The sequence below is a fragment of the uncultured Cohaesibacter sp. genome, assembly GCF_963556055.3.
Taxonomy (GTDB): Bacteria; Pseudomonadota; Alphaproteobacteria; order Rhizobiales; family Cohaesibacteraceae; genus Cohaesibacter.
Map to the genome: position 1 here is coordinate 112,687 of NZ_CAUVYE020000013.1, position 14,881 is coordinate 127,567.

Consider the following 14,881-nt stretch of genomic DNA (forward strand, 5'->3'; position numbering starts at 1 on the left):
CCGGCAAGACGGCTCACCGCCCCTTTCCGGATTGCGCCAAATCATTCAGGATCGCGCAATCCGCATCATCATCACCTCGACAGGCGGCGACAAGGGGGGCAAGATCCTCTCGCATCATCTGTAATTCAGCTATTTTCTGATCGATTTCCTCAAGATGGGCCAATGCAATTCGTTTGACATCGGCACTGGCCCGATGCTGATCTTCATAGAGCAACAGCAGATTCCGGCAATCCTCAATCCCGAACCCGAGTTTTCGGGCCTTGCCGATGATTCTCAGCCGATTCACATCTTCATCGCTATAGTCGCGATATCCATTGCCTTTTCTTGAAGGCACAACCAGACCGATATCTTCGTAATAGCGCAGGGTTTTTGAAGGGAGGCCAATTTTCTCTGCCGCTTCCCTGATTTGCATGGACGTCTCCCTTTCTCAAAGCCACTGCAATGATAGGCAATCCTGACGCACACTGCAAAACCGATCAGACACGCACCAGCGATCCGTCTGGCAGTAAAACCAAATGCTTTTGCATAAATTTCGTGCAAAACCAAACAAAACCTCACCCAAAACCGGCAATATTGCAAATGAATTAGACATGCGAGAAGGATTATCCCACAAAAGACGGTTATTAAGCAGCCATTCTTCTAATATACGGCCAGAAGCACGCAAAAAAATAGAGCAAAACAGCAATTTCTGACTATATTTTGATCAATTTTACGTCAGGTCACTAATATTGACCATTTTTCGTACTGAAGCAATTGTATCCAATCCGAGTTCTTGCTAGAAATTTTTAAGGGAAACTTTTCTCAAAAAAAATTAACAACAACACCTTCCTACCAAATAAGCGGAGATTAAGCCGCAGAGAGTTTAGGAACAGCGAGTCAAATGGAATATTTTATACAACAGCTGATTAATGGCGTCGCATTGGGGTCAATCTATGGCCTGATCGCCATCGGCTACACCATGGTTTATGGCATCATCGGCATGATCAACTTTGCCCATGGTGACATCTTCATGGTCGGTGCATTTATTGCATTGATTTCACTCCTGGCAATTACAGCAATGGGGGTCACTTTCCTCCCGGTCGTTCTGTTGATAGTGCTGATCGTTTCCATGTTGATGACATCGGTTTGGGGCTGGAGTGTTGAGCGCATCGCTTATCGCCCATTGCGTGGCTCATTTCGCCTTGCGCCACTCATCACCGCCATTGGCATGTCAATTGTGCTGCAAAACTTCGTGCAGGTTGTTCAGGGTGCACGCGTCAAGCCTCTTCCGCCGCAAATCACCGGTGGTTTCACCCTCATGGAGAAAGACGGCTTTCTGGTTCAGCTTTCCTACATGCAGATCCTGATCATCGTCACAACCGTGCTGCTCATGGCTGGCTTCACAATGCTCATCAACAAGACCTCTCTTGGCCGGGCCCAGCGTGCCTGTGAACAGGACCAGAAGATGGCTGCTCTTCTGGGCGTGAATGTTGACCGCACCATCTCCCTCACCTTCGTGATGGGGGCAGCGCTTGCCTCAGTGGCTGGCGTCATGTTCCTGCTCTATTATGGCGTGATCGACTTCTATATCGGCTTCCTTGCCGGTGTTAAGGCGTTTACCGCGGCAGTATTGGGCGGCATTGGATCGCTACCGGGCGCCATGCTCGGCGGATTGCTCATCGGGTTGATCGAAACCTTCTGGTCTGGCTATTTCACGATCGAATACAAAGACGTGGCCGCCTTCTCGATCCTCGCAATCGTGCTGATCTTCATGCCATCCGGACTTCTCGGCAAGCCAGAAGTGGAGAAAGTGTAAGATGTCAGCTTTCACTCAAACCCGGATGGGATCTGCATTGAAAGATGCAGCACTCGCCGCGGTGATCACGCTTCTGCTTGCCTCGATCATGGTGGGCATGAAGACAGAAACCGCAATGGGCGGGTTGATCCTGAAAAGCCAATGGCAAATGGTCGCGATCATGGTCATCGTCGTCTTTATCGGCCGCCTGATCATGAGCCTGTTTGTCTTCCAAGGCGAAAACGCGCTTTCTGGGGCCTTCAAAACCGTCACTCCCAGCAGCGAAACATTGTCGAAAATTGGCAAGCTGGTTGGTCCGGCGCTGTTGCTCTTCGCTGTGACCCTGCCAATCTATGGCAACCGCTACGCCATTGACCTCGGCATTCTTGTGCTGACCTACATCATGCTCGGCTGGGGTCTGAACATTGTGGTTGGACTGGCCGGACTGCTCGACCTTGGATACGTGGCCTTCTACGCAGTTGGTGCCTATTCCTATGCCCTGTTCGCGCAGTATTTCGATCTTTCCTTCTGGATCTGCCTGCCACTTGCCGGCATACTCGCAGCCTTCTGGGGCATGATCCTCGGCTTCCCGGTCTTGCGTTTGCGCGGTGACTATCTGGCCATCGTCACTTTGGCCTTTGGCGAGATCATTCGTGTGGTTCTGCTCAACTGGTATGAATTCACCGGTGGTCCTGATGGCATCTCGCGCATTCCGCGGCCATCATTCTTCGGCCTTGAATTCGATCGGAAAAATGGCTTTGCAGACTTTTTCGGCATCGATTACTCGTCCATGCACAGGGTTATCTTCCTGTTCTACCTCATTCTCGTTCTGGCCCTGGTCACCAACTTCGTAACCATGCGATTGCGCAAGTTGCCTATCGGCCGCGCATGGGAAGCCCTGAGGGAAGACGAAATTGCCTGCCGCTCACTGGGCATCAATACGACCAACACAAAGCTGACAGCCTTTGCGCTCGGGGCGATGTTTGGCGGCTTTGCCGGTGCCTTCTTTGCAACACGACAGGGCTTTGTCTCGCCTGAAAGTTTCACCTTCATGGAATCGGCAATCATTCTGGCGATTGTGGTTCTTGGTGGCCTTGGCAGCCAACTCGGCGTCGTCGTTGCCTCCATCGTCATGATTGGCGGGTTCGAAGTCTTCCGTGATCTTGAAGATCTCCGCATGCTCGTCTTCGGCCTTCTGATGGTTGGCATCATGATCTGGAAACCACGCGGCATCGTCTCCAGCAGGGCACCATCGGTCTTCCTTAAAGAGAAGAAGTCCGTTTCCGGCGATCTGGTAGCGGAGGGCGAAGGATGACCACCTGGCAAGACAATCCCATTCTGACCGTTGAGCATCTGACCATGCGGTTTGGCGGTCTGGTCGCAGTCGATGACCTCTCATTCGAGGTTGGTCGGAACGACATCACCGCCCTCATCGGCCCGAACGGCGCAGGCAAAACCACCGTATTCAACTGCGTCACCGGCTTCTACAAGCCGACCGAAGGCCGCATCACGATGAAGCGATCCAACGGGGAAGAGTTCCTTCTCGAACGCATTCCCGACTTCCAGATTGCCCATCATGCGAGGGTTGCCCGAACCTTCCAGAATATTCGCCTCTTTGGCGGCATGACCGTTCTGGAAAATCTCATGGTGGCCCAGCACAACAAGCTGATGGACGATTCCTATTTCTCGATCGGAGGGATTTTCGGCATCAAGTCTTTCCGGAATTCTCAAAAGGAATCCATCGAAAAGGCACAGGCCTGGCTCGAACGCATTGATCTGATTGATCGGGCGGATGATCCGGCCGCTGACCTGCCCTATGGTGATCAGCGTCGTCTCGAAATCGCCCGAGCCATGTGCACCAACCCCGAGCTGCTTTGCCTTGACGAACCGGCCGCAGGCCTGAACCCGAGGGAAACTCAGGAGTTGAACGGTCTTTTGCGCTCAATCCGCGAGTTGGATGACACCGCCGTTCTGTTGATCGAACATGACATGTCCATGGTCATGGAAATTTCCGACCATGTTGTGGTGCTCGATTATGGCGTCAAGATCTCCGATGGCGATGCCAACTTTGTTCAGAATGATCCCAGCGTGATTGCCGCCTATCTCGGCGTCGATGATGACGAGGTGGAAACGGCCGAAGCAGAAGCACGTTTTGAGCATGCAGAAGGAGAAAAATCATGAGCGATATACTCCTCAGCCTCAAGGGCGTGAAAACCTATTACGGCAAGATTGTTGCTTTGAGAGGCATCGACCTTGAAGTGCACAAGGGCGAAATCGTCACAGTGATCGGTGCCAACGGTGCTGGCAAATCCACCACCATGATGACCATTTGCGGGGTAACCCGTGCCCGTGAAGGGCAGATCATCTATAATGGCGAGGATATCACGTCCCTGCCGACCCATACCATCATGCACAAGGCGATTGCCCAGTCGCCCGAAGGACGCCGCATTTTCGGCCGCATGACCGTGATGGAAAACTTGCAGATGGGTGCCTCCATCATCAACTATGAGCATTTCGATGAAGACCTGCGCATGGTATACGACCTTTTCCCAATTCTGGAAAAGCGGCAGAATCAGCGCGGCGGCACCCTGTCAGGCGGAGAGCAGCAAATGCTTGCAATTGCGAGAGCCTTGATGGCCCGTCCAAGATTGCTGATGCTTGACGAACCCTCTCTTGGTCTGGCCCCACTTGTGGTCAAGCAGATTTTTGAGGTGGTCAAGGAACTGAATGAAAAGCAGGGCCTGACTGTTTTTCTGGTGGAACAGAACGCCTATCATGCATTGCGCCTTGCACATCGGGGCTATGTCATGATCAACGGACAAATCACGCTGTCGGGTGGCGGGACCGAGCTTCTGGCAAATCCGGAAGTTCAGGCCGCCTATCTCGAAGGTGGTCGACATTAACACGAGGCAAGAAACATGATTTGGGAAACAACCTTTGGCACTTTCTTGCTGATGACAGTCATTCTGGGTGGCGGTGCTGCATGGATGGCAGGCCGCGGCATTGCCCTGTCCTGGAAACCGGCCAAGCAGATTATCATATACATGATACTGTTGGCAGCAGCCGTTCGCTTTTTGCATTTTGCCCTGTTTGAGGGCACTCTGCTCTCGCTTCATTATTATCTGGTCGACCTGATCACGCTCTTGATCATCTGCGCGCTGGGCTTCCAATTCACGCGCACCAACCAGATGGTGAGGCAATATCATTGGCTCTATCAAAAAGTCAGTCCTCTTTCATGGAAAGACCGCTAGACTGATAGCCAATTTTGACACGATTGGGAGTGACGGCCACCGCCACTTTCATACTTCCATCAAGTTGAATGGAAAAAATTCCAAGGCTTCAGACGGTTACATATAGGCCCGAATTCGTGTTCCGATCTCGACTGAGCCGGAACTCCGGGTAAAAGACCGTATGGTTCAAAAATAATAACACCTAAAGAGTTGTGCCGATGATTGGCACAATGGAACACAGCAAACATCTCATGGGAGAGTTTTCATGAAAAAAGCACTTTTGGCAGGCGTCGCTCTTGCAGCATCTGTAGCTATGTCTGGCGCGGCAATGGCCGAAATTCTTATCGCGACCGCAGGTCCGATGACCGGTCAGTATGCTTCCTTCGGCATGCAGATGAAAGCCGGCGCTGAACAGGCCGTTGAAGATATCAACGCAGCCGGTGGCATCAACGGCGAAATGCTCAAACTGGAAATCGGCGATGACGCTTGCGACCCGAAACAGGCTGTTGCTGTTGCCAACCAGATGGTCAGTAAAGGCGTAACCTTCATGGCTGGCCACTTCTGCTCTGGGTCTTCTATTCCTGCTTCTTCTGTTTATGACGAAGAAGGCATCATCCAGATTTCTCCTGCTTCCACCAACCCGAAATTCACCGACGAACGCCCAAATCCAGATGGCGGCGTTTATCGTGTTTGCGGTCGTGATGACCAGCAGGGTGCTGTTGCAGGTCAATTGCTCTGGGACGAATACAAAGACAAGAACGTAGCGATCATCCAGGACAAGACCGCTTACGGTAAAGGCCTGGCTGACCAGACCAAAGCTGCGTTTGAAGCTCTTGGTGGCAAACCGGTGATGTATGAAGCATACACCGCTGGTGAAAAAGACTACACCGCTCTCGTTTCCAAACTGAAACAGGCCAAAATCGATGCTCTGTATGTCGGTGGTTATCACACCGAAGCAGGTCTGATCGTTCGTCAGATGCGCGAACAAGGCATGGACACCGTTCTGATTTCTGGTGACGCTCTTGTGACCGACGAATACTGGTCTATCACCGGTGAAGCAGGCGAAGGCACTCTGATGACCTTCTCTCCTGATCCGTCTCTGAACCCTGAAGCTGCACAGGTTGTTGAGAAATTCAAAGCCAAAGGCCAGACCACCGAAGGCTATGTTCTCTACACCTATGCTGCCATCCAGGCTTATGTAGACGCTGTCAAAGCCGCTGGCTCCACCGATTACGACGCCGTTATGGAAGCTCTGAACGAAGGCGAATTCGCAACCGTTCTTGGCAACCTGTCCTTCGACGAAAAAGGCGACGTCACCCTGCCAGGTTACGTTTGGTACAAATGGAGCGATGGCAAATACGCTTACAAATAAGCAGTTGGCTTCCTTGAGAAGCTGATATTTGCCCTAGCTTTGAACAATCTGGAAAGCCCCTTTCAAAGGGGCTTTCTCTTTTTTTGTCCCGCCCTTATGCTGTTTCTATTCCACAGAGCGATAACAAATTACGCCACCGGCATCTTGGCCAGAAGCATCGGACAGCAGTATGAAAAATCTGATCACCGACATCGACGGCATTCTCGTGGGCAATGCCAGCAATGAAGCCCTGAAATCGGGGACGACAGCGTTGATTTGCTCCCACCCGATGGTTGCCTCCTATGCGGTTCTTGGCGGGGCTCCCGGAACAAGAGAGACAGACCTGCTCATGCCAGACCAGACCGTTGAGCAGATCGACGCCTTGGTCCTTTCAGGCGGCTCGGCGTTTGGCCTTGATGCGGCTGGCGGGGTTCAGGGCTGGCTGAGAGATCAGGGACGAGGGTTTGCCGTCGGGCCGGTCCATGTCCCGATCGTTCCGGCTGCCATCCTGTTCGATCTCATCAACGGCGGCGACAAGGCCTGGCAGGGACAGAGCCCATACTGGGATCTTGGCTGGCAAGCAGCTGCCGAAGCCAAAAGCGACTTTGCTCTGGGCAGTCATGGCGCGGGAACGGGAGCATTGATTGCTGGCCTCAAAGGCGGACTTGGCTCGGCATCCATGCGTCTGGACAATGGCATAACCATCGGCGCTCTGGTCGCGGTCAATGCTCTGGGGCAAGCAACGATGGGGAGTTCCAGGCATTTCTGGGCAGCCCCCTTCGAGAAAAATGGCGAGTTTGGCGATCTGGGCCTGCCCGCAACTCTTCCCGCTCATGTGAGCAGGCCCTTGACCAAGGGCGATGCCATGAAAAATGGCGGCGCAAAAAACGCCAACACAACAATCGGAATCATCGCAACAGATGCCCGTATCGGCAAAGCGGCTGCACGACGTCTCGCCATCATGGCTCACGACGGATTTTCTCGCGCCCTTTGGCCTTCCCACACACCGATGGATGGCGATCTGATTTTTGCTCTGTCATCAGGTAAAAAAGATCTACCCAATGATGATAAGGCCTTCCTCGAATTGGGAGCCGGTGCTGCGGCCACTATGGCCCGCGCCATTGCAAGAGGCATCTATGAAGCGCAAGCAAGGCCGAATGACATATTTCCCACCTGGCAAGATAAATTCGGATGACAAACGTGGTTCGGCAACCTCCAAGGCATAAGATAAAAGTCATCCCAAATTTTACCTGTTCAGAATTTATTTCGTGATATCGAAGCGATTTGCACCAGAATTTTCCCACTTCTTCCCATTTTTATCAAAAACCTTGTATACAAATCTTCCTTTTCTCGATAGCTTCTTACGAAGTCATTCCAAAGAGAGCGAGATATGGACAAAACGACACTCGATTCCGGTGACATTCGCATATTGAAAGTTCTGCAAGACGATGCCTCCCTATCCATCGCGGATATTGCCAAAAAAGCTGGCATGTCTCAGACCCCCTGTTGGCGGAGAATAAAGAAACTCAAGGAAACCGGTGTTTTAAAGCAGATCACAGCAATCATTGATCGCGAGTCGGTGGGCCTTGGATTCGTGTCCTATGCCTTTGTCAAACTGACGGTCCCAAGCCGGAAAAACATGGATGAGTTTGACAAGCTGATGCATGAATGGCCAGAAGTTGTGATTTGCGAACGCATCACCGGTGCTGTTGATTACATGATCAAAGTCGTCACCGAAGACATCAAGTCTTATGACAATTTCCTTCGCAACAAATTGCTGAATTCTGAACTGGTCTCTGACGTTCAATCTCGAATTGTCGTTTCAACGGTTAAAGATACCGTGTCGCTACCTCTTTATGAATAGCAGATGGACTGACGGTCACGTTCCAAGCCCGACCGTCAAATGATGACAATTCGGCATCATAAGATAGTATATTTGGCAACATTTATATCGAACATCTTTGGCCTTCGCCTTGCCCGCCTCCTCGCAATATGCTACCGCGAGGCCAGTATTCTCTCTGCAAAGGATGTTTGATATCATGGTGCGACCAATAAAAATCGCTCCCTCCATTCTTGCCTCTGATTTCGCCCGGTTTGGCCAGGAGGTCAAAGCCATCGACGAGGCTGGTTGCGACTGGGTTCATGTTGATGTCATGGATGGCCATTTTGTCCCCAATATCACATTCGGGCCTGAGGTCGTTCGGGCAATCCGTCCCTATACGCAAAAAACCATTGATACCCATCTGATGATTTCGCCCGCCGATCCATATCTGGAGGCTTTTGCAGAAGCCGGGGCGGACATGATCACGGTCCATGCCGAAGCCGGGCCCCATCTCGACAGGTCCTTGCAGGCGATCCGCGCCATGGGCAAGAAGGCCGGTGTTTCAATCAATCCGGCGACCCATGAAAGCGTTCTGGACTATGTGCTGGACAAGATCGACATGGTGCTGATCATGAGTGTCAATCCCGGATTTGGCGGCCAGTCCTTCATTCCATCAACCATTGAAAAAACACGCCGCGTCCGCGCCATGATCGGCGACCGCGACATTGATATCCAGATCGATGGCGGCGTGACGACAGAAACAGCTCCACTTGTTGCGGCGGCAGGCGCCAATGTTCTTGTTGCTGGATCGGCCATTTTCAAAACCGGCTCGGTTGAAGGCTATCGCGACATGATCGCACGCATTCGAGACGCAGCTGAAAAGGCTCAGGCCTGATAGCGCCGACACAAGCAAGCACTCTTCATCTCATCTCATAACCCCATGTTTGACAGGCAAACCTCATGATCCCTCGTTATTCCCGCCCCGATATGGTCAACATCTGGACACCGGAAACCAAGTTCCGCATCTGGTTTGAAATCGAAGCCCATGCCTGCGATGCCCTGGCCAAACTCGGTGTCATTCCGACTGACGCTGCCAAGACGATCTGGGAAAAAGGCAATGCCGCAACCTTCGATATTGACCGGATTGATGAAATCGAGCGCGAAACCAAGCATGACGTCATCGCTTTTCTCACGCATCTGGCAGAGATTGTCGGCCCAGACGCCCGTTTTGTGCATCAGGGCATGACCTCATCTGACGTGCTCGATACCTGCTTCAATGTCCAGCTGACCAAAGCCGCCGACATTCTGCTTGCCGATATCGATGCGCTGCTCGCCGCATTGAAGCGCCGGGCGCTCGAGCATAAGGATACCGTCTGCATTGGCCGCTCGCACGGCATTCATGCTGAACCCGTCACCTTTGGTCTCAAAATGGCAGAAGCCTATGCGGAATTTGATCGCTGCAAGACCCGCCTCATCGCCGCCCGTGAAGAAATCGCCACCTGCGCAATCTCAGGCGCGGTCGGCACCTTCGCCAACATTGACCCCACGGTAGAGGAACATGTGGCAGAGGCAATGGGGCTGAAAGCCGAACCAGTCTCAACCCAGGTCATTCCGCGTGACCGCCATGCAATGTTCTTCGCAACCCTTGGCGTCATTGCGTCCTCAGTCGAACGCCTCTCAACGGAAATTCGCCATTTGCAGCGCACCGAAGTGCTGGAAGCGGAGGAGTTTTTCTCCAAGGGCCAGAAGGGCTCTTCGGCCATGCCGCACAAGCGCAACCCGGTACTGACCGAAAATCTGACCGGCCTCGCGCGTATCGTCCGCTCAGCCGTCACTCCTGCACTTGAAAATGTCGCCTTGTGGCACGAGCGGGACATCTCCCATTCGTCCGTCGAGCGCATGATCGGTCCGGATGCAACCGTCACTCTCGATTTTGCCCTCGTTCGCCTTACCGGCGTTATCGACAAGCTGCTGGTCTATCCAGAACGCATGATCGGCAATATGGATCGCCTTGGTGGACTGGTCCATTCCCAGCGCATTCTGCTGGCTTTGACTCAGGCAGGATCGTCCCGCGAAGACGCCTATCGCCTCGTCCAGCGCAATGCCATGAAAGTCTGGGAAAGCTATCATGTAGCAGGCAGCGCATCGGTCGACTTCCTCACCGAACTTCTCAATGACAAGGATGTGCGCAAATATCTCTCTGAAGACGAGATCAAGAGCCGCTTCGATCTTGGCTATCACACCAAGAATGTCGACGTGATTTTCAAACGGGTTTTCGGTCAGGACTGAATACCTGACCATGTGGGAATGAAAGGTTTGTAGGAATGAAAGCAGCAGAAGCAGACATTTTTATTATTCCCGGGCTGGATAATTCCGGCCCCACCCACTGGCAATCCCGCTGGGAAGACAAGATCCGCTCTGCCCGTCGCATCGAGCAGGAAGACTGGTCAAATCCACAGATGGAAAGCTGGGTCTCAAAGATCATCGCAGATGTCGAGCAGGCGACCAAACCGGCCATTCTGGTTGCTCACTCCCTTGGTGTTGTGGCCGCAGTCAAGGCAGCCCCGGCGATCACGCCCGGTATCGTCAAGGGTGCCTTTCTCGTCGGCATGCCAAATGTCGAAAGCGATGATCATGTCCCATCTCATATTCGACATTTTGCACCAATCCCGGAAGAGCCATTGCCCTTCCCTTCCCTTCTCGTCGCCTCAAGGTCTGATCCTTACTGTGCCTTTGAAACGGCCGAGCATTTCAGCAAAAAATGGGGATCAACCTTCATTGATGCAGGCGAAACCGGCCACATCAACGAGCATAGCGGACAAGGCCCATGGCCCGAAGGGCTGATGACCTTTGCCAAATTTCTCAGCAATATTAACTGAACAGGAAGTGACAGATCGATCACACCTGCCCCGTGGCATCGCAAGCCCATTCAAGGGCCAGCACCAGCCGACGACCTGTTGAACAGATTGCTAAAGTACAACAAAGGGCAAGAGACGAGATCGCTTGCCACCTTCAGGATCAGGCTGCCTTTTTTGCCGAAATGAGAGCGTCCACCCGCTTGGCAACAAACCATGAGACCGGAAGCGCCAACACGGTTCCCGCCACGACAAATGCGATCAGCATATTGGGATCAACAGACAGGGTGCCAACCATGGTCAGAGGAACCAGAGCAAAAATTCCGGCGAGCGTTGGCGCAATAACGATGAAAAAAAGAGCCATAAGCTTAAGCATGTCGGTCTCCTGGACATTGACTTGATTCGGTCACAAAAAAGTGTATCTCGCGAGTGAAAACCCGGAATGTCCGGCGCGACCACCCCGTCGCTTCAGACACTCCGATAGCCATTACCCTCATGCTATCCCAACAGCCCATCACGTCGCTGCCGAGGCATCACCCATTAAGATGCAACATGCTTGCATGATTTCGAACTTTCGATGATGTAAATCAAACAGCAGACACCTCGTGCCTTCCTTTAGCCCAAGGGATGAGAGACAGCCTCAGACTGTCCCCGAGCCGCTCCTCCAACTGTTCATATCACGCAAAAAAGCCCACCCGATTGGGTGAGCTTTCAAAACAAAAAGCCCTGATCACAGCCTGCTCAACCAGCTTGCATCTGAAAAGATAGTGCTGATAGCGCGCACGGAATTACAGGGACAAGGAGGTGTCCCGCTTCAGGATTGTCGTATAAACGTATCTTGCGGTCATCCAGGCAAGCAGCAAGGACAAAGATACGCTGAACACCCAGTAAATGCCAAAAATGAGTGGTTTGAACTCATCGATACCATGAATGATCATGGAAACGACAGTGCACATACCAACAATGATCGGGGCGATGATGACAAACAATAGACCTGTTATCTTGAGCATAACAGTCTCCCTCCCTTTAACTTGCATCAACAACAGCCAACGTTCCGTCGTTGATGACTAACCGGCCAGTTCAAACCGATCAGGCCCCCTACCAAGAGCCTTGACCGATCTTAAGAACCTGATCTTGCAAGATGTCTTCCTTCCATCTCGCAAGTCTTGCCTCTTAATGGCCACTTCCTTTGTGATCTTTGCATAGCATTGCGGCGAGTTACCCTTCCCCGGCTTTGCCGCATGTCGCTAAAAGACCTTCTGCATTACTTCAAGGATCAACCATCCTGTAAAAACGACCAAGAAGCTCAAAAAACTTGAAGCCGATAGTCTGACCTCATTCCACGTCAAAAGTAGAATTAAAAGCTTCGATAGCTCCCCTAAAGGACAATTGCAAGAAGAAAAACCGAAATGGATTCCGCCTCCTCAGCGAAAAACTTTCAGATGCACCTCCTAGCCGTGAGTGTACAAAAGAACATCGCCGAGTCCAGATATTCGAAAGGCCATGTTGTTATTGATTACTTGCCAATTGCCGCAGTGCAACATTCATCATTTCGCGAAGTTTCTGACGAATTCTTCTTCTCGGTGTTTCAACACGGTATTTATTGAAATCATTACTAATTTTACCAACAAGTTGTTCGTCCCCGGCAGGCTGAAACGCGGATTTCACAGCCTCTTGTGCATATTGCTCCGCATCATCATCGACATATCCGAGTTTCTGTGCGGCCCAATGCCCCACCAATTTGTTGCGCCGCGCAGTCGCTCTGAACAGAGCTTCCTGATCGCGAACGAACTTGGCTTCAAATCCGGCTCTTCTTTTGTCAAAGATTGTCATGACACCCCTCCTTCTCGGTCCTCCATCCGAACAAGCAAATTGACTAAGACCAATGGATTTGAAGAAAATGTCAGAAAATCAATTCATGTTTGAAAGACTGATTAATCTTTAGAATAAGGGCGTTCCCGTAAGTAGATATTACCATATTTTACCGGAAACGGAAAGATCTGAAATGCACGGACACGGGATTCTCGATGGATATGTGCATGCCCGTGCACTCATCTTGAGAATTCCGAAGGCGGGTTTGATGCCGATTGGTCAGCACCTGCGAATTAAAGGCAGAAATCTGCGCTTGTTCGCACTTCAATGATTGTATAACGCGCCAGAATTCGCTAATCAGCAGCGCAAGGAAACACCGCTCGCCAGAAATGCGCTGTTGTGAAAAATACCGTACAATCCCACCTTGGCCTTCAAATGGGATATAGTGCGATTGCAGCATGGCTTGATTCTCATTGTCGGCTTCCATCTCCTGATTTCGGGAGCAGAAACCGGACAGGAAGACATTCGCCCGAGCGATTAGGAAATTTCAAGATGAAGCTGAACGCACTCCCTATGATGCAGCGAGGCTTTCCAACCTAATAACCGCCCAATTCGGGCAGAACTGAATGGTAAAACGCTCATGAACCGTCGTCGTAAGATATATGAAGGAAAGGCAAAAATTCTTTATGAGGGCCCGGAACCCGGAACCCTTGTTGCCCATTTCAAGGACGATGCCACCGCATTCAACAACAAGAAGCACGAAGTCATTGACGGCAAGGGCGTTCTGAACAACCGAATTTCGGAATATATCTTTGCCAGCCTGAATGACATCGGCGTTCAGACCCATTTCATCAAGCGCCTGAACATGCGTGAACAGTTGATCAAGGAATGCGAGATCATTCCTCTTGAAGTCATCGTGCGCAATGTTGCCGCAGGCTCCATCGCAAAACGGCTGGGCATTGAGGAAGGCACCCAGTTGCCGCGCTCCGTCATCGAGTTCTGCTACAAGAATGACGCCCTTGATGATCCGATGGTCTCTGAAGAGCATATCACCGCATTCGGCTGGGCAAGCCCACAGGAAATCGACGACATCATGGCCCTGGCCATCCGCATCAATGACTTCCTCTCCGGCATGTTCCGCGCCGTCGGCATCCGCCTTGTCGATTTCAAGATCGAATGTGGCCGCTATTTCGAGGGTGACACCATGCGCGTCATTCTGGCCGACGAGATTTCTCCTGACTCCTGCCGTCTGTGGGACATCGAATCCAATGACAAGATGGACAAGGATCGCTTCCGCCGCGACATGGGTGGCATGATCGAAGCCTACCAGGAAGTTGCCCGCCGCCTCGGCATCATGATCGAGAACACTCCCGAGCGCAAAGGCACCGGCCCTGTTCTGGTAAAATAGAGTTTGAACTCAAGGCAGGGCAAAGGTCCTGCCTTTTTGCATTTTTCCCGGCATACTCATCTGACAGACCGGAAACCAAGGAAAGCATGAAGATGAAAGCACGCATCACCGTCACACTGAAAAACGGCGTACTGGACCCTCAAGGCAAGGCCATTGAAAGCTCACTTGGCGCGTTGGGATTTGACGGGGTCAATTCCGTTCGGCAGGGCAAGGTGATCGATATCGAGCTGGCCGACAGCGACAAGCAGACCGCCAAGACCAGACTTGCCGACATGTGCGAAAAACTTCTCGCAAACACCGTCATCGAGAATTACCACATCGACATTCTCTGATTGGCCAAGCGGATCAGTTTGCTTTGTTTCCAGCTGAACCAGAGCAAGCCAAACGGAAATGAAGAAAAGGGATGAGAGGCATGAGCGGGCCTGAAAAGGGAAATGACGGCGAGCCAATGGCGATCATCGCGGAAACCCCATCTCAATCCACTTTCAATCAGAAAGAAGAAGCTGCAAAAGCCCTGCGCTTCATGGCCATCAAGGCGGCGATCTTCATCCTCATTCCCGTTGTCGCGTCAGCACTCGCAGTCATTTTTCTTATGTAACGGAGGCCCCGCCTCCCCAATTTGAAACAAG

The 14,881-nt window shown here is 51.9% G+C and carries 18 protein-coding genes; 14 read left to right on the forward strand and 4 right to left on the reverse strand.

The annotated features are described in order from the left end of the window. Positions 1 to 13 precede the first annotated feature (13 nt). Complete coding sequence (cueR, locus tag ACHZB8_RS09235) at positions 14 to 412, reverse strand: Cu(I)-responsive transcriptional regulator (RefSeq protein WP_316859972.1); 399 nt, start codon at positions 410 to 412, stop codon at positions 14 to 16. Between the two features lie 468 nt (positions 413 to 880). On the opposite strand from cueR, the gene ACHZB8_RS09240 reads away from it, so the two are divergent. The 11 genes from ACHZB8_RS09240 to ACHZB8_RS09290 all read left to right on the forward strand — a co-directional run bounded on the left by ACHZB8_RS09240 (position 881) and on the right by ACHZB8_RS09290 (position 11,056). Next, positions 881 to 1,795 (forward strand): branched-chain amino acid ABC transporter permease LivH, encoded by a 915-nt coding sequence (locus ACHZB8_RS09240; protein WP_316859973.1) that lies wholly within the window; start codon positions 881 to 883, stop codon positions 1,793 to 1,795. 1 nt (position 1,796) lies between these two features. Next, positions 1,797 to 3,089: a high-affinity branched-chain amino acid ABC transporter permease LivM gene (gene livM / locus ACHZB8_RS09245; RefSeq protein ID WP_316859974.1), complete on the forward strand. Its 1,293-nt coding sequence runs from the start codon at positions 1,797 to 1,799 to the stop codon at positions 3,087 to 3,089. Next, entirely contained in the window at positions 3,086 to 3,955 is an 870-nt protein-coding gene (locus tag ACHZB8_RS09250) for an ABC transporter ATP-binding protein (RefSeq protein WP_316859975.1), read from the forward strand. Before livM ends, ACHZB8_RS09250 begins: the two co-directional genes overlap by 4 nt. Beyond that, positions 3,952 to 4,677: an ABC transporter ATP-binding protein gene (locus tag ACHZB8_RS09255; RefSeq protein ID WP_316859976.1), complete on the forward strand. Its 726-nt coding sequence runs from the start codon at positions 3,952 to 3,954 to the stop codon at positions 4,675 to 4,677. Before ACHZB8_RS09250 ends, ACHZB8_RS09255 begins: the two co-directional genes overlap by 4 nt. Positions 4,678 to 4,692: 15 nt before the next feature. Further along, positions 4,693 to 5,025, forward strand: a complete 333-nt coding sequence (locus tag ACHZB8_RS09260) for a DUF6867 family protein (protein WP_316859977.1) — start codon at positions 4,693 to 4,695, stop codon at positions 5,023 to 5,025. 244 nt (positions 5,026 to 5,269) lie between these two features. Further along, complete coding sequence (locus ACHZB8_RS09265) at positions 5,270 to 6,376, forward strand: branched-chain amino acid ABC transporter substrate-binding protein (protein WP_316859978.1); 1,107 nt, start codon at positions 5,270 to 5,272, stop codon at positions 6,374 to 6,376. A gap of 169 nt (positions 6,377 to 6,545) precedes the next feature. Next, positions 6,546 to 7,550, forward strand: a complete 1,005-nt coding sequence (locus ACHZB8_RS09270) for a P1 family peptidase (RefSeq protein WP_316859979.1) — start codon at positions 6,546 to 6,548, stop codon at positions 7,548 to 7,550. A 195-nt stretch (positions 7,551 to 7,745) separates the two neighbouring features. Continuing rightward, positions 7,746 to 8,219: an Lrp/AsnC family transcriptional regulator gene (locus ACHZB8_RS09275; RefSeq protein ID WP_316859980.1), complete on the forward strand. Its 474-nt coding sequence runs from the start codon at positions 7,746 to 7,748 to the stop codon at positions 8,217 to 8,219. Between the two features lie 175 nt (positions 8,220 to 8,394). Continuing rightward, positions 8,395 to 9,072, forward strand: a complete 678-nt coding sequence (gene rpe, locus ACHZB8_RS09280; protein ID WP_316859981.1) for a ribulose-phosphate 3-epimerase — start codon at positions 8,395 to 8,397, stop codon at positions 9,070 to 9,072. 65 nt (positions 9,073 to 9,137) lie between these two features. Then, a complete protein-coding gene (gene purB / locus ACHZB8_RS09285; protein ID WP_316859982.1) occupies positions 9,138 to 10,466 on the forward strand; it encodes an adenylosuccinate lyase in 1,329 nt (442 codons plus the stop codon). Positions 10,467 to 10,501: 35 nt separating this feature from the next. After that, positions 10,502 to 11,056 (forward strand): alpha/beta hydrolase, encoded by a 555-nt coding sequence (locus tag ACHZB8_RS09290; protein ID WP_316859983.1) that lies wholly within the window; start codon positions 10,502 to 10,504, stop codon positions 11,054 to 11,056. A 139-nt stretch (positions 11,057 to 11,195) separates the two neighbouring features. On the opposite strand, the gene ACHZB8_RS09295 is transcribed toward ACHZB8_RS09290, so the two are convergent. The 3 genes from ACHZB8_RS09295 to ACHZB8_RS09305 all read right to left on the reverse strand — a co-directional run bounded on the left by ACHZB8_RS09295 (position 11,196) and on the right by ACHZB8_RS09305 (position 12,865). Continuing rightward, positions 11,196 to 11,408: a hypothetical protein gene (locus tag ACHZB8_RS09295; RefSeq protein WP_316859984.1), complete on the reverse strand. Its 213-nt coding sequence runs from the start codon at positions 11,406 to 11,408 to the stop codon at positions 11,196 to 11,198. A gap of 412 nt (positions 11,409 to 11,820) precedes the next feature. After that, entirely contained in the window at positions 11,821 to 12,042 is a 222-nt protein-coding gene (locus tag ACHZB8_RS09300) for a hypothetical protein (RefSeq protein ID WP_316859985.1), read from the reverse strand. A 499-nt stretch (positions 12,043 to 12,541) separates the two neighbouring features. Beyond that, the gene (locus ACHZB8_RS09305) at positions 12,542 to 12,865 is read right to left on the reverse strand and encodes a DUF1476 domain-containing protein (protein ID WP_316859986.1); all 324 of its coding nucleotides are present in this window, start codon (positions 12,863 to 12,865) and stop codon (positions 12,542 to 12,544) included. A 619-nt stretch (positions 12,866 to 13,484) separates the two neighbouring features. Here ACHZB8_RS09305 and purC point away from each other — a divergent pair. The 3 genes from purC to ACHZB8_RS09320 all read left to right on the forward strand — a co-directional run bounded on the left by purC (position 13,485) and on the right by ACHZB8_RS09320 (position 14,850). Next, complete coding sequence (gene purC, locus ACHZB8_RS09310; protein ID WP_316859987.1) at positions 13,485 to 14,252, forward strand: phosphoribosylaminoimidazolesuccinocarboxamide synthase; 768 nt, start codon at positions 13,485 to 13,487, stop codon at positions 14,250 to 14,252. A 92-nt stretch (positions 14,253 to 14,344) separates the two neighbouring features. Continuing rightward, positions 14,345 to 14,584, forward strand: a complete 240-nt coding sequence (gene purS / locus ACHZB8_RS09315; protein ID WP_316859988.1) for a phosphoribosylformylglycinamidine synthase subunit PurS — start codon at positions 14,345 to 14,347, stop codon at positions 14,582 to 14,584. 80 nt (positions 14,585 to 14,664) lie between these two features. Continuing rightward, the gene (locus tag ACHZB8_RS09320) at positions 14,665 to 14,850 is read left to right on the forward strand and encodes a phosphoribosylformylglycinamidine synthase-associated small membrane protein (RefSeq protein ID WP_316859989.1); all 186 of its coding nucleotides are present in this window, start codon (positions 14,665 to 14,667) and stop codon (positions 14,848 to 14,850) included. Positions 14,851 to 14,881 lie beyond the last annotated feature (31 nt).

Bases quoted from the DNA above. Each gene is read 5' to 3' on its own strand.
- cueR (WP_316859972.1), bottom strand. From the start codon at position 412: ATGCAAATCAGGGAAGCGGCAGAGAAAATTGGCCTCCCTTCAAAAACC.
- ACHZB8_RS09240 (WP_316859973.1), top strand. From the start codon at position 881: ATGGAATATTTTATACAACAGCTGATTAATGGCGTCGCATTGGGGTCA.
- livM (WP_316859974.1), top strand. From the start codon at position 1,797: ATGTCAGCTTTCACTCAAACCCGGATGGGATCTGCATTGAAAGATGCA.
- ACHZB8_RS09250 (WP_316859975.1), top strand. From the start codon at position 3,086: ATGACCACCTGGCAAGACAATCCCATTCTGACCGTTGAGCATCTGACC.
- ACHZB8_RS09255 (WP_316859976.1), top strand. From the start codon at position 3,952: ATGAGCGATATACTCCTCAGCCTCAAGGGCGTGAAAACCTATTACGGC.
- ACHZB8_RS09260 (WP_316859977.1), top strand. From the start codon at position 4,693: ATGATTTGGGAAACAACCTTTGGCACTTTCTTGCTGATGACAGTCATT.
- ACHZB8_RS09265 (WP_316859978.1), top strand. From the start codon at position 5,270: ATGAAAAAAGCACTTTTGGCAGGCGTCGCTCTTGCAGCATCTGTAGCT.
- ACHZB8_RS09270 (WP_316859979.1), top strand. From the start codon at position 6,546: ATGAAAAATCTGATCACCGACATCGACGGCATTCTCGTGGGCAATGCC.
- ACHZB8_RS09275 (WP_316859980.1), top strand. From the start codon at position 7,746: ATGGACAAAACGACACTCGATTCCGGTGACATTCGCATATTGAAAGTT.
- rpe (WP_316859981.1), top strand. From the start codon at position 8,395: ATGGTGCGACCAATAAAAATCGCTCCCTCCATTCTTGCCTCTGATTTC.
- purB (WP_316859982.1), top strand. From the start codon at position 9,138: ATGATCCCTCGTTATTCCCGCCCCGATATGGTCAACATCTGGACACCG.
- ACHZB8_RS09290 (WP_316859983.1), top strand. From the start codon at position 10,502: ATGAAAGCAGCAGAAGCAGACATTTTTATTATTCCCGGGCTGGATAAT.
- ACHZB8_RS09295 (WP_316859984.1), bottom strand. From the start codon at position 11,408: ATGCTTAAGCTTATGGCTCTTTTTTTCATCGTTATTGCGCCAACGCTC.
- ACHZB8_RS09300 (WP_316859985.1), bottom strand. From the start codon at position 12,042: ATGCTCAAGATAACAGGTCTATTGTTTGTCATCATCGCCCCGATCATT.
- ACHZB8_RS09305 (WP_316859986.1), bottom strand. From the start codon at position 12,865: ATGACAATCTTTGACAAAAGAAGAGCCGGATTTGAAGCCAAGTTCGTT.
- purC (WP_316859987.1), top strand. From the start codon at position 13,485: ATGAACCGTCGTCGTAAGATATATGAAGGAAAGGCAAAAATTCTTTAT.
- purS (WP_316859988.1), top strand. From the start codon at position 14,345: ATGAAAGCACGCATCACCGTCACACTGAAAAACGGCGTACTGGACCCT.
- ACHZB8_RS09320 (WP_316859989.1), top strand. From the start codon at position 14,665: ATGAGCGGGCCTGAAAAGGGAAATGACGGCGAGCCAATGGCGATCATC.